General features: G+C 47.7%; 10 protein-coding genes. 7 read left to right on the forward strand and 3 right to left on the reverse strand.

Features of this window, described 5'->3' with window-relative positions; translation table 11 throughout:
• Positions 1-49: 49 nt before the first annotated feature.
• Both CS562_RS10505 and CS562_RS10510 read left to right on the forward strand, forming a co-directional pair.
• Positions 50-1813, forward strand: a complete 1764-nt coding sequence (locus CS562_RS10505) for an ABC transporter ATP-binding protein (protein WP_099855520.1) — start codon at positions 50-52, stop codon at positions 1811-1813.
• Complete coding sequence (locus CS562_RS10510; protein WP_099855522.1) at positions 1794-3635, forward strand: ABC transporter ATP-binding protein; 1842 nt, start codon at positions 1794-1796, stop codon at positions 3633-3635. The genes CS562_RS10505 and CS562_RS10510 overlap by 20 nt, the downstream gene beginning before the upstream one ends.
• 132 nt (positions 3636-3767) lie before the next feature.
• On the opposite strand, the gene CS562_RS10515 is transcribed toward CS562_RS10510, so the two are convergent.
• Entirely contained in the window at positions 3768-5759 is a 1992-nt protein-coding gene (locus CS562_RS10515) for a DUF4832 domain-containing protein (protein WP_099855524.1), read from the reverse strand.
• A gap of 642 nt (positions 5760-6401) precedes the next feature.
• Here CS562_RS10515 and CS562_RS10520 point away from each other — a divergent pair.
• The 5 genes from CS562_RS10520 (at position 6402) to CS562_RS10540 (ending at position 11945) form a co-directional block, all read left to right on the forward strand.
• A complete protein-coding gene (locus CS562_RS10520; RefSeq protein WP_099855526.1) occupies positions 6402-7502 on the forward strand; it encodes a Gfo/Idh/MocA family protein in 1101 nt (366 codons plus the stop codon).
• Positions 7503-7513: 11 nt separating this feature from the next.
• Positions 7514-8404 carry a carbohydrate ABC transporter permease gene (locus CS562_RS10525; RefSeq protein WP_072735121.1) on the forward strand — a complete coding sequence of 297 codons (891 nt, stop codon included), beginning with the start codon at positions 7514-7516 and terminating at the stop codon, positions 8402-8404.
• 12 nt (positions 8405-8416) lie between these two features.
• A complete protein-coding gene (locus CS562_RS10530) occupies positions 8417-9250 on the forward strand; it encodes a carbohydrate ABC transporter permease (RefSeq protein WP_099855528.1) in 834 nt (277 codons plus the stop codon).
• 70 nt (positions 9251-9320) lie between these two features.
• Positions 9321-10664, forward strand: coding sequence for an ABC transporter substrate-binding protein (locus CS562_RS10535; protein WP_099855530.1), 1344 nt, complete (start codon positions 9321-9323; stop codon positions 10662-10664).
• 252 nt (positions 10665-10916) lie between these two features.
• A complete protein-coding gene (locus tag CS562_RS10540) occupies positions 10917-11945 on the forward strand; it encodes a LacI family DNA-binding transcriptional regulator (protein WP_099855532.1) in 1029 nt (342 codons plus the stop codon).
• A 60-nt stretch (positions 11946-12005) separates the two neighbouring features.
• On the opposite strand, the gene arr is transcribed toward CS562_RS10540, so the two are convergent.
• Together arr and CS562_RS10550 are read right to left on the reverse strand one after the other, a co-directional pair.
• Positions 12006-12422, reverse strand: coding sequence for an NAD(+)--rifampin ADP-ribosyltransferase (gene arr / locus CS562_RS10545; protein ID WP_099855534.1), 417 nt, complete (start codon positions 12420-12422; stop codon positions 12006-12008).
• A 241-nt stretch (positions 12423-12663) separates the two neighbouring features.
• Positions 12664-13569, reverse strand: coding sequence for a helix-turn-helix transcriptional regulator (locus CS562_RS10550; RefSeq protein ID WP_099855535.1), 906 nt, complete (start codon positions 13567-13569; stop codon positions 12664-12666).
• Positions 13570-13660: the final 91 nt, after the last annotated feature.

Here is a 13660-nt window from a genome sequence, read left to right on the forward strand (position 1 = left end):
CATACCAAATCGTCACGAAGATTAAACGCTCTGGGCCGGAGGAATGGTTATGATCAAGCTGTTGTACTACTTGAAGAAGTATCGAGTCGCCGCCATCGCAGCACTGGTCATGATGCTGATTGAATTGACGGTCGAATTGGCTCAACCCTATTTAATCTCGAAGATCATTGATAACGGTATCCAGCAAGGAGATCTGTCAGTGGTTTGGGTATGGGGTGGAGTACTTGTGGGCAGTGCCGTCGTGGCGTTTGCCGCGGGTATTGCGAGTTCGTTTTTTGCGTCACATGCGAGTCTTGGCTTCGGTTACGATCTGCGGGAGAAGCTGTATGACAAAGTGCAAGCGTTCTCTTATGCCGTATTTAACCGGTTTGCCACATCATCTCTGATTACCCGATTGACCGGGGACGTCACACAGGTGCAGGATACGGTGTTTATGAGTCTGCGATTCATGACGCGTGTGCCGCTGGTGGTGATTGGCAGCATGATCATGGCGGTTGTGGTAAATCCGAAGCTTGGTCTGCTGCTTGTTGTGATGGTGCCTGTACTGCTCGTGTTTGTCATCTGGATGATTAAAAAGGCAGCGCTGCTGTTCCGCAATGTGCAGCGCAGGCTGGATGCCGTCAACGGAGTCATCCAGGAAAATCTGACAGGCATTCGGCTGATCCGTGTCTTCGTCCGGATGGGCCACGAGATTGAACGGTTTGCCGGATATAGCGGCAAGCTGATGAAGGGCACGATTTCCGCGCTGCGCTTGACGGAGACGACAATGCCATTCATGCTGCTCATGATGAATGGTTGTATCATCGCCGTGCTATGGTTTGGACGACGTGATATCACTACCGGAAGTGCAACCGTGGGTGAAGTCGTCGCAGTCATTAATTATCTGCTCCGCACCATTGGCGCCATGTCTGCGCTGTCCTGGATTCTGGTGACCTTCTCCAGAGCGAGTGCTTCGGCACAACGGCTTAACGAAGTTTTTGACACGGAGGAAGTTTCGGATTCGGGTCAATCCATGGACACAGATAGTTCTGCACAAGCTGGGAAAGGGAATTCTGTTATCCAGGGTGCAGTTGATTTCCAAGGTGTAGGATTCAGCTATCCGGGCAGTGAAATTACCGTATTGGAGGACATTACGTTCTCAGCCAAACGAGGTGAGCGTATCGCCATCATGGGAGCGACAGGCTCGGGTAAATCATCACTGGTACAGCTTATTCCAAGGCTTTATACCGAAGATCAAGGCGAGGTTCGTATAGATGGTAATGACGCAGAACGGTTGGACATTGCCACATTGCGCGGAGCAATCGGTTATGTGCCGCAGGAAGTAGTCCTCTTTACCGGATCGGTACGGGATAACATCGCCTGGGGCCGGGAGGACGCAACGCTCGAAGAGATTAAGGAAGCAGCGCGGCGTGCACAGATTCACGAGACCATTGAGAAGCTGCCGAATGGCTACGATACACAGCTCGGTCAGCGAGGAGTCAATCTGTCGGGTGGACAGAAGCAGCGGCTCTCGATTGCCCGTGCATTGATTCGTCGTCCAAGCATCTTGATTCTGGATGACAGTACAAGTGCTCTCGATGTAGCCACGGAAGCAAGGCTGCTGGGTGCACTGGAAGAGCTGTCGTGTACAACGTTTATCATCACGCAGAAAATCAGTTCAACCACCTCTGCCGATCTGATTCTGCTGTTGGACGATGGGCGTCTGATTGGACAGGGGAAACATGAAGATCTGATGGATTCATCTGAACTGTATCGCCGAATTTATGAATCACAATACGGGGAGGGTACACCACATGTTCAAAGCATTCATTGAACCTTTCCGTCAGCCCCCGCCGCCGATTGATCCCGATACGCTGAATGCAGGTGGAGGTCGCAAGCCGAAGGCACGGGCGAAGAACTGGTCTGGTACGTTAGGCCGAATCTGGACGTATCTGGCCCGTCGCAAGGTCAAGCTGACGATGGTGCTGCTGATGGTATTTGCCAGTTCTGCGCTCGCTTTGCTTGGACCATATATGGTCGGTGTAGCTGTGGATAAATTCATTGATGGAGAAGCAACGAGTTCCAGTTGGACGACATTTTTATTGGGTCTGGTGGCAGTCTATGTTCTCTTTTCCTTGTCGTCATGGCTGCAAAATATATGGATGATTGAAATTGCACAGGAGACCGTGTTCCGCATGCGGTATGATCTGTTCTCCCATCTGCACAAACTGCCGATTCCATTCTTCGGCAAGCGTCAGCAGGGGGAGATTATGAGCCGGGTTACCAATGACATTGAGAATGTCAGCGGTACGCTGAACAGCTCGGCCATCCAGATTTTCTCCAGTGTGTTAACTCTGATCGGAACGTTTGGCGTGATGCTCTGGTTAAGTCCGCTGCTGACCTTGCTTACATTTATCGTGGTACCGCTGATGGCCATTGGCATGCGCTGGATTACCCGTAGAACCGGGCCGTTGTTCAAACAACGTCAGCGTAATCTCGGCGAACTCAATGGGTATATTGAGGAAACATTGTCAGGACAGAAGATTATCAAGGCGTTCTCGCAGGAAGAACGGGTCATTCGCGGGTTTGAGGAACGAAATACGAAGATCCGGTTGTCCGGTTTCTGGGCACAGACCATCTCCGGTTTTATTCCAAAGCTGATGAATGGCCTGAACAACCTGAGCTTTGCGATTGTCGCAGGCATCGGCGGGATCTTGGCGATTCAAGGTTCCGTTACCGTCGGCGTGATTATCATTTTCGTAGAATATGCCCGTCAGTTTACCCGGCCGCTCAACGATCTGGCCAACCAGTGGAATACGTTGTTGTCTGCGATTGCTGGTGCGGAGCGCGTGTTCGAGGTATTGGATGAGGATGAGGAAGCGAAGGATGAAGGCGCAGCAGTATCTCTCGAAAAGGTGGAGGGAGCCGTTCGCTTCGACAAGGTATCCTTTGGATACGATGAGGGACGCAATATTTTGCATGAAATTAACTTTGAAGCCAAGCCGGGCGAGATGATTGCTCTGGTAGGTCCGACCGGGGCGGGGAAAACAACATTGATTCAACTGTTATCCCGCTTCTATGATCCTACAGCCGGTACACTAACGGTGGATGGACGTGACATTACGACCATTCGGCGCGAGAATTTGCGCTCACACATGGCATTTGTTCTTCAAGATTCATTCCTGTTCCAGGGCACGATTCGTGAAAATATCCGATTCGGCCGCCTGGATGCGACCGACGAAGAGGTAGAAGCCGCTTCGAGGCTGGCGAATGCTCATTCCTTCATTGTGCGAATGAAGGACGGGTACGATAAAGTGCTTCAGGCCGACGGAAGTGGCATAAGTCAGGGACAGAAGCAGCTACTTGCGATTGCCCGGGCAATTCTGGCCGATCCTTCCATTCTTGTATTGGATGAGGCGACCAGCAGTATCGATACCGTCACGGAGATCAAAATCCAGGAAGGGCTGCAGCGCCTGATGCAAGGCCGCACCAGCTTTGTTATTGCTCACAGACTGAACACGATCCGCCAAGCCGATCGTATTCTTGTACTGAAGGATGGTCAGCTCCTGGAGCAGGGGTCGCATGACGCATTGCTGGAACAAGGTGGCTTCTACAGCGAACTGTATTACAGTCAGCTGCGGAATAAGGCGCAATAGTTATTGGAAAAAATCATAATGACGGTTGTTCGGTAAGTTGGCAATGATGATTCACTCGAAAAAGAGCAGGAATGAGAGCATAGTGCCCCCATTCCTGCTCTTTACATTTTCACTAGTCGAAGTAATTTGAGATTACTTCGTTACACTGCTCAGTTTGAACGAGCCGTCGGTCAATTTATTTGTATTGGCAAAGTCTACACCAGGTTTATTCGTTTCCGGGTCAATGATCGCAATCGCGATATCATAGGTTCCGGCAGCAAGACCGGAGACCGGAATGGAATCGGTCACGGTGTAGGTACCCGTTTTCCACGTGGTCAGATTAACGGTTGTTGTTTTCTTGGCGACCACGGTATTGCCGCTGCGCAGTTGAATTTCAACTGGCCAGGCAAACGGGAAGTGCTGTACGCCTTTATTCTCCACTTTAATCGTTGTTGTAAACGTGCTTCCGCTAATGGTGGATGGATGGGAGATTTCCTTCACTACAAAGTGGTAACCCATTCGTTTCTTGAGTGCATCGATATTGGCCTGTAAGGCATGATTCAGCGGAAGCGACGCAGGGGAATTTGGTCCCAGCCAGCTTGGTTTACTAAGCTCCGTCTGACGCAACGTTTCCGTAAATCCGCTACCGGTAGTTAATGCCGCAAGCATACCGGAAGCTCCCCCGTAAAATTCGCCGCCTGAGATACGTGTCTCCCAGAAGTTCGCATGTGCTGGCTGCTGTTGACCGATATCATCCCAATAGCCATTCTGGGTGCCTGTGTACCAGCCCCAATCCGCATCGAAGCTGTCTTTATGTCCAAACACATCGTTGAACATGCCCATGACCATGCCTTTATTATTGGTTTTGGCCAGGGCGATACTGCGCCGGATCAGAACCTGCATTTTGTCCTCTTTGCCAGCAAAGGCATCAATATAATGCTGAACATACTTGTTCGAGATGTCATTGGTAGGGAAAGCGCCTGTGTAATTGGTTTCACCATTTGGTCCGACATAAGGCCATGTATGGAACTCGCCCCAGTGTCCGAGTGAACCGATCTGAACAAAGGCGACCGGACGATCATTGGTGTTGTATCTTGCCGCGATGGCTTCGATGGCTAATTTGTGCCGTTCTTGCAGATAGGTGGAGTTGTAGTTGGGAGAGAAGCCCATGTTGTTTCCCGTACCCATGCCTCCGGTTGTATCGTTGTATACGGTCCCAGGCGATTCTCCGCGTGCAATCATGTCATTGTAGAGCCAGTCGGGAATATCCCTGTGAGCCTGTCCTGTCGGGCTATCCAGAATGAAGCGAAACACCACTTTGACGCCTTTACTTTTCCAGTAGGCAAAATTGTTGGCGACTTCAATCGCACTAAAATCATATGTGCCTTTGGTAGACTCCAGCTCCTTCCAAGTCACTCCGGCATATACGAGCCTGTGTGGCTGTGCATATGTTGTGCTCTTGGCCGAAGGCGCCCAGCCTTTGAATGGATTGTTGAGTGGGCTGTCCAGCTCTACGGGATTCACTACGGTATTGTTCCCCGTACCACCACCCGATCCGGCCGAGGTCAGAAGGTAAGCTGGCAGTGTTTGTCCAGACGCGGGCAATCTCGATGTATCCGAGCTGTTGTCGATATACCCGACTCGCACTGTGCTGCCAGCACTGATTTGCAGTGTAGAGAGAGGAATAGCGACCTCAATGACGGTGGAGCTACGGTAGAATTGGGAGCTGGTCAACGTGCTGTTGAAGTTCCAGACCCAGTCGGTTCCGCTGCCGCCATAGCGGTATAACCCCGTATTTTCAAGCAGCCACTCCACACCTGTAACTCCCCAGCCCGCAGCCTGGTAACCGGTTGAAGTATTGTTATCGGTATTGATCCAGAAGTTGCCCATCGTTGTACTCAGACCAGAGCCTTGAATAAGCAGATAGAGATTGGTTCCATCATTGGTCACCTTGAGCGTCTGGGCAGTGCCGCTATTGGTGGTTAGAGCACTAACGCTGCTCCAGTCACTGACATTGCCATCAATGGTGATGGTTGCAGCAGAGGCTTTGGGTAAGGCTCCCGCAGGCAATAGCAGGGTAATCATGAGGACAAAAGCCAAAAACAATCCAAGGCTCCGCTTGCTTTTATCAAACAATCTTGTCATGGTATACCTCCTGAATAATGGATTTTGAATGATACCTCGTTCTGCCCACCCCGAAATTCGTTATGAGGGGAGAGTTAGGAGAGCTCAACTCCTTTCTGATCCACATGAAGTAGCAGAATAGTAACGTTTTATGTAAGAGTCATGGTAGTAATGGGGAAATAAACAACTGGAAGATGAGATTTTGGTTTGCGGCAAATACAAAATGTGTTTTTGGTTCTTGGATTCCGTGTCTAAATTGCATTATAGGGGATGGGTACAGGAGATACAACAGATATTTTTCCAGAATTTATTATGTTTTCTATTGGAAATAGGCGTGTTTTATTGAATTTTGGACATGAGTATTCATAACTTGAATATAATATTTGCCGCAAATAAAAATAAATACAAATTAAAGTATATGATAATACAACAAAAATGTAAACGCTTAATTTATGATGAATAAAGAGTTATACTGTTTAGTAGTATGTAAAATGCATTGCAAATATATTGCCGCAAAATAATTAAAAATTTAGCCAAAATCAATTGACAAGGGATTAAAACTATTTTACTATCGTTACATAGTCACAGTCCTGTTAGATTTCTTAACATCGAATTGGTTTCATGGCATTTGCCGCAAATTAACGAGCAACGGAGAGTGTAAGCATGGGGAAGATAAAAATGGCTTTTATCGGTGTAGGAGACATGGGGTCACATCATTGCATTGGTTTTGATTTGCTCGAGGAGAGTGAGGTTCGTTATATCTGTGATATGAATGAAGCCAATGTGGCACGTACGCTGGCTGAACTCAAGAATAGCAACCCCACCATAGTTAGCGATTATCGTGAACTGCTTGCCAAGGAAGATTTGGATGCGGTGGTCATCAGTGTTCCGAACTATTTGCATCGCGAAGTGGCAGTCGCTTTTCTGGAAGCTGGCAAGCATGTATTTCTGGAGAAACCGGTCGCGCATACCATTGAGGACTGTGATGCCATTATAGAAGCGGCGGAAGCCTCTGGACAGGTATTGCAGATCGGATTGGTTTATCGATATTCGAATCTGTATCGCCGAATGGAGAAGGAATTGGAGAACGGACGTCTTGGTGACGTGAAATTGATGTGGTGCAAGGAATTCCGTGATCCGTTCCCACCTGCGGATTGGTTCTATGACAAGACCAAGTCTGGGGGCGCGATTGTAGAGAAGGATTGTCATCACTTTGATATTTTCAACTGGATGATCCAGGCGAAGCCAATCCGTGTGTTTGCCTCTGGAGGCCAGCATGTCTTGAAGCAAGGAGAGCCCAATCGGATTCAGAATTCATACAGTCACTATCCCACGAAAGAAATTTCGGATACCTCCATCGTCGACCATGCATTTATCACCATTGATTATGATAACGGCAGTAAGGCCAATCTGGGCCTGTGCATGTATCTGAAACCGCGCAATCTGATGGGAGAAGGGCTTGAGATTGGCTTGATCGGAGAGAACGGCGGCCAGATGGTGGCCCGTAATGACAAAACGATTGATATCGTTGGCGGGCAGGACTGGACGAAGGACCATCTGGAGATTGATGTGACGTCGGATTCCATTATGGGTGGACACACGGGTGGACAGACCCAACGCATTGATTTTCTGAAATGTGTACAGGAAGGCAGACAGCCTTTTGCTAGTGCTCAGGTTGGTCGTAACGCGTTGCTTATTGCCCTGGCGGCAGAGAAATCTATTTTGGAAGAACGGTACGTCTATTTAGAAGAAATTTCAGGCTGAGGGGTGTCATCATGAACAGGTTGAGAAAATATGACACACTGCTGTTCTTTCTCTTCATTTTGCCTTGGATTATCGGATTTATCACCTTTTTCCTATTTCCTTTCGGGACTTCGGTTTTCTACGCCTTTACGGATGCGAGACTTCCGGGAGCGACCAACTTTAATTTTGTCGGGATCGATAATTTTACGCACATGATGGATGATCCCATCTTCTTGAAAAGCTTGATGAACACGATGTTTTTCGTTGTATTCGGTGTTCCGATCGTAACGGCGGGTATGCTGGGTCTGGCGATGCTGCTTAATTTTAATGTCAAAGGTATTGCCTTGTTCCGCACCTTCTTCTATTTACCGACACTGGTGCCCATTGTGGCAACGGTTATTATCTGGCGGCTCGTATTCAACTCCGAATTCGGCATCCTGAACGCCGGACTTGGCGCGCTGGGTATAGGCAAAGTGGACTGGATTGGCGGGGAGCATACGATCAAGCCTGTTATCATCATGCTTCAAGTCTGGATTTCGGGCAGTGGAGTACTGATCTTCCTGGCTGCCCTGAAAAATGTACCCAGACATTTGTATGAAGCTGCTGCAATTGACGGTGCAAGTGGGATTCGCCGATTTTTCCAAATTACACTGCCGATGATTAGTCCTTCCATCCTGTTTGTCATCATTATTCAGACGATGTATAACTTTCAGATGTTTACGGAAGCGCTGCTGCTATCCAAGGGTGGCCCGAACTACTCTGCTTACACGTTTGTCTACAATATTTACAAGTCGGCCTTTACCGATCTGAAATTCAGCATGGCGATGACGCAGTCGATTTTCCTGTTCGCCGTGATCTCGCTTGTCACCCTGATCCTGATGAAAGTATCGAACCGCTTTGTGTATTACGAGGGAGAACGATAGGAGGAGAGTTACATGAACAGCCGAAAAATAGCGGTAAAAGCGTCCCAATATACCATGCTGATTGTAGCATTAATGCTGTTCGCAGGGCCACTTGTATGGATGCTCTCGACCATGCTGAAAACCAAAGCGGAAACCTACAAGGTACCTCCAACCATCCTGCCAGACACATTCAGCCTGGAAGCCTTTGAACGGTTGTTCGCTGTGCAGCCGATGATGTGGCAGTGGATTCAGAACTCATTTATCATTTCCTTTTTTGTGGCAGCGGGAGCGGTGGTGTCCAGTTCACTTGTCGCTTACGGTTTCTCCCGTTTTGCAACCAAGTATCGGAATATTCTGTTCCCGGTTGTACTTGTTACCTTAATGATTCCTCCATCCATTATGATGATTCCCTCGTACGTTCTTTTTTCCAAGCTGAACTGGATTGACACCTGGTTGCCGCTCATTGTGCCAGCCTGGCTTGGAGGTGCCTATTATATCTTCCTGTTCCGACAGTTTTTCATGACTATTCCCCAGGAGCTGGACGAGGCTACATATCTCGATGGCGGCAATCGCTGGACGGTATATGCACGAGTCATTATGCCGCTGTCCAAACCCATTATTATGACGACCATTATTTTTGCCTTTGTGAACTCCTGGCTCGATTTTCTGGGGCCGTTCCTGTATATCAAAAACGCAGAAATGTTTACGCTGAGCGTGGGTCTACAGCTGTTAATTGGTCAGACGAGCCAGGATTTGCCGGCGCTTGCTGCGGGTGCATTTATCAGTATTGTACCTATCGGTCTGCTGTATCTGTTTGCACAACGTTATATCGTCGAGGGGGTGGTGCTTACGGGCACCAAAGGGTAGAGTGGCTGCCTGCTTTCCGGTTTTCAGGTGAACAGGACTTATTGATATGACTTAAAGGGGAGCTGTGTATATGAGAGCGAAGAGTAAACGGCTATTCAATGTATGGGCACTTGTACTTGCTACAATGGTGGTGATCAGTGGATGTGGAAATGGGGGATCGTCCGAAAACGCCGACTCTTCTGGTTCCGGCAGCAGCCAGAGTGAACCTGTAACGATCACATACTCCCAGTGGGGGACGGCAGAAGAGCTTCATCGTACACAGGAACTGTTGGATCAGTTCATGAAGGCCAATACCGATATTAAGGTCAAACTCGAAGGCAAGGATTGGGGCAGCTACTGGGACGGACTAACAGCGAATGCAGCGGGGGGCACACTTCCAGATGTGTTCAAAACGAGTTATGCATACGTGGAGAAATACGCCGAGCTGGGCATTTTCAAGGAATTGGACGGCTTGCTCGCGGAAAATCAGTTTGATCTGAACAATGTGGACAAAAGTCTGCTCGGTCTTCACCAATATCAGGGCAAACAAGTATCCTTGCCTATCGATGCCAACGTCATCGTATGGTATTACAACAAAGCGATCTTTGAGAATGAAGCCACGAATCCTCATAAAGCACCCCTTCCATCGCTTGAGCCAACGTGGGATGAAATTACCGACATTGCAACCAAGCTGACGCTGGATAAGAACGGGAAAAGCGCAGACGAAGCGGGTTTTGACGCCGGAAACATTGTGCAGTGGGGCTTGTCCATTTCACCAGGATCAACGATGGATTGGTTCCTGGAGCCGGAATTGTGGTCCAACGGCGCGAAGCTGGTGAATGACGATGGCTCCCTTGCGCTGGAGACACCTGAAGCGATGGAAGTGTTGAACTATTTTATCGACTTGACCAAAAATAAAAAGATCAACACCACACCTGCACAGATTGAAGGTTTGGGTGGACAGGTGAACCTTGCGATTACTACATCCAAAGTAGCGATGAATCCGGGTGGCAGCTGGAATACAACCAACTACCAGGAGGCTGGCGTGGATTACGGCATCTCTTATTTGCCAAAATTCAAGACGAATCAAACCGTTGTTCAGCCAGCAGGTCTTGCAATCAGCTCCAATACAAAGCATGAAGAGGCGGCTTACAAGCTGCTGGCTTGGCTAGCAGGTCCGGAAGGACAGACAGAACTGGCGAAGCAGGGGTACTCGATTCCCGCGAACAAGGCCGCAGCGGATGCTTATATTGCCACTGTAGGCGAAGATAATAAAATCTTCCTGGATGCGCAGCAGTATGGCATTATATCTCCCTTTACAACCAAAAAAACCGATCTGGTCTGGACGTATGGTGAGCAATCACTCAAACTTCCACTTGCCGGAGATGGTGATCTGAACGCAGCGCTTAAGGATTTGGCCTCCAAGATGCAATAAGCAGATAAAGAGGTGGCAATGCTTCATACGTTTTCTTAAAAAGGATTAAAATTGCGGCAGTTATGGGGGACATCAAGCTCCCTGACTGCCGCTATTATTTTATAAAAAACTGCGCCCGTGCACCATTTCATTGACTTCTGGCCAGTAGAAATATAGAATTATATTTGCCGCAAATTTGTGTTTGCAGAGATGAAATTGCCCCAATACGAATGGGGTTTAAATACATAGGTAGAGGAAAGGTGGGGACTTCACATGGCAAAATTGAAGGATATTGCAGACCGCGTTGGTGTATCGATCTCTACCGTTTCACGTGTGATGAAGAACGATGTCAATCGATCGGTCAGCGATGAAACCCGCAAAAAAATATGGGACACCGCTGAGGAACTGGGTTATCGTTCACAGCGTCCGGCCAAGAAGAAAAAGGTCCAGCCCAAAACGGCATATGCGATCGGATGTGTGGTGGCTATTCCTCAAAATAAATACAACAGTCCCTATTTTTCAGTCATTATGGAAGGGATTGAGAAGCAGCTTGCTGAAGCGGGCATGCGTCTGGAATTTGTGTACAGCATCGAAAATGATGGGGATATCGTGCAGCTGCAGTCTCTGGTGAAGGAACATCAGATTGACGGCATGATTGTGGTGGAACGGATTGATCCGGAAGCCTATCGCTGGCTCAAGGCCAATGTACGGACTGTTGTGGGTGTGGATATTACGGACCCGAACATTCCAGTCGTCGGATATGATCGTGAAGAGGCAGCGAGGGAAGCAACGAATCATCTGATTGCCCAAGGTCATCGGATCATTGCCTACATTGGCGGAGCAGAATTCAAAAATGATTTTCTGGAGGAAAAACGGTTTCTTGGTTATCGCCGTGCCATGACGGATGCGGGATTATCTATTGATAATGACTGGGTGATCGACGTGAAATGGGATGTTTCGCTGAGTTATGAATTGACCAAGCAGGCATTTACCAACAATGCGAACAGACCTACAGCCATCTTTGCAGCCAGTGATATGATGGCGATTGCGGCCATGCGTGCTGCAACCGAACAGGGACTCCGTATTCCGGAGGATATCGCCTTTTTTGGGGTAGATAATATTGAAATATCCGAATTCACCTCTCCGCCGTTGTCGACCATTCATGTACCCAAGCTGGAGATGGGCATGTTCGCGGTTAAACAGCTGCTCGATTATCTGGATCATTCGTATGAAGTGGCTGTCAAAATGATCGTCCCGTACCGCTGCATATTCCGCCAGTCTTCCAATGGCAAAATCGAATAGCTATCAACCAAAGAGTTCCCTTGTCCTGATTTGGACGAAGGGAATTTTTTTGGTTAAGAATTAATCGTAGATCACATTTTTCCCTTCTTCACTTAATTTTTTTAAAGATGTAAGCATATGATTGATCTCTTCATCGGAGTGTCTTTCCCAGGAAACTAATTCAGCTACTATTTTTAGAGGTGATTTAGATCTATATGAGCGTGTTGGGTTGCCGGGAAATTTTTTATCCGTTAAGTTAGGATCATTTTCAAAATCTCCTAATGGTTCTACAATGTAGATTCTTTCTTTTGCATTCGTTTTTGCTAATTCAGCACCCCACTTGGCAGCATTTAATGTTCCTGTAAAGTAAATATGGTTAGATTTTTTATCTTGGTAATTGGATAAGTATTGCGGCTCTAATAAATCTCCAATGTTCAGTTCTGCTTTAGTACCATGAAAAAAAGGCCCATTATCTAAGAGATTTTTTTGGTTATCCATACTGAAGCACCTCTTTTTTTGATTTGTATTTAGCAGTATAGTGTAGGAATCGCCCAAAAAACAGTCTATAAAAAACATAAAAAAAACGTTACAATATAAGTAGAAAGAATGATATTGAGCGGAAATTACCTATATAGGCTGAATTAAAGGGTATAGTTTGGCACGGAAAAATGAACCATTTGGGTTAGCGATATTTCAAAAAGCATGGAGCAGACTGCAAATTGGCAGGCTGCTCCTTTTTTTATAACATTCTGGATAACTTCCGGTATTCCCGAGGTGAAATGCCTTCATATTTGCGGAACATGCGGCTGAAATAATGAATGTCCGGGTAACCACTTTGTACACCGACAGCCTCAATGGAAAGATCGGTTTCCCGCAAGAGCTTACGTGCCTCACTCAGGCGGATGGATTGAATGTATTCGTTGGGCGGCATGCCCGCAATCTGTTTGAACAATTTGGCCATGTGATCCACACTCAGGTTCAATTGTTTGGCGATGCCCGAATTGGTCCACGGGTCGGAAGGGGCAGCCTCTATATGTTTCATGAGTTCGAGCAGCTTCTCTCCGTGTACCGAATCATGGCGTGACGAACTTCGCCAGGATGAACGCAGCAGATGGGTCAATATTTGCAGCATCAAGGCTTTACATACCAGTTCATATCCCGGTAGGCGCATCGTAAATTCATGTACCAATTGCTCCATAAGCTGCACGGTAGCTGGAGAAGGGGTATACACCGGGTTGATAGATAGCGGCGTCATGCCCTCTGCGCAAGCTTCCACTGCAAATTTATGGTGCAGAACAGTCTCTTCGTTAACAACCATATCTGCCTCGGTCTGAATGGTCAATTCGTTGAAAAAATCAAAATGAATGCCAATGAAACATGCTTCCGGGTTCGAAACCACCTCGTTCTGATGATAGACCCCGGCAGGCAGCAAGATTAGCTGACCCGCCTTCAAAATATGGTGTTTATCGTCCATATAAGTTGCAGCTTCACCTTGAGAGACGTACAGAAGTTCAAAATCATACAAACGCCGCCTGGCCAGCTTACCGGGAGGAAGGCTCTGGAACTGAGCATAATGTACGTTGGGAGACCATTCCTTGTAAGTGACGGTGCGTTGCAGAGGATATACCCCTTGTTGGAGAGACATAAATCCCATCTCCTTTTTCAATGAGATTGGCACAAACAGATTTAATTAAAACTGAACGGAATTGTGCAAATAATCTCTTTATCTCCTAAAT

Origin of the sequence: Paenibacillus sp. LK1, assembly GCF_002750415.1 — a bacterium.
GTDB lineage: Bacteria > Bacillota > Bacilli > Paenibacillales > Paenibacillaceae > Paenibacillus > Paenibacillus taichungensis.

Bases quoted from the DNA above. Each gene is read 5' to 3' on its own strand.
- CS562_RS10505 (WP_099855520.1), top strand. From the start codon at position 50: ATGATCAAGCTGTTGTACTACTTGAAGAAGTATCGAGTCGCCGCCATC.
- CS562_RS10510 (WP_099855522.1), top strand. From the start codon at position 1,794: ATGTTCAAAGCATTCATTGAACCTTTCCGTCAGCCCCCGCCGCCGATT.
- CS562_RS10515 (WP_099855524.1), bottom strand. From the start codon at position 5,759: ATGACAAGATTGTTTGATAAAAGCAAGCGGAGCCTTGGATTGTTTTTG.
- CS562_RS10520 (WP_099855526.1), top strand. From the start codon at position 6,402: ATGGGGAAGATAAAAATGGCTTTTATCGGTGTAGGAGACATGGGGTCA.
- CS562_RS10525 (WP_072735121.1), top strand. From the start codon at position 7,514: ATGAACAGGTTGAGAAAATATGACACACTGCTGTTCTTTCTCTTCATT.
- CS562_RS10530 (WP_099855528.1), top strand. From the start codon at position 8,417: ATGAACAGCCGAAAAATAGCGGTAAAAGCGTCCCAATATACCATGCTG.
- CS562_RS10535 (WP_099855530.1), top strand. From the start codon at position 9,321: ATGAGAGCGAAGAGTAAACGGCTATTCAATGTATGGGCACTTGTACTT.
- CS562_RS10540 (WP_099855532.1), top strand. From the start codon at position 10,917: ATGGCAAAATTGAAGGATATTGCAGACCGCGTTGGTGTATCGATCTCT.
- arr (WP_099855534.1), bottom strand. From the start codon at position 12,422: ATGGATAACCAAAAAAATCTCTTAGATAATGGGCCTTTTTTTCATGGT.
- CS562_RS10550 (WP_099855535.1), bottom strand. From the start codon at position 13,569: ATGTCTCTCCAACAAGGGGTATATCCTCTGCAACGCACCGTCACTTAC.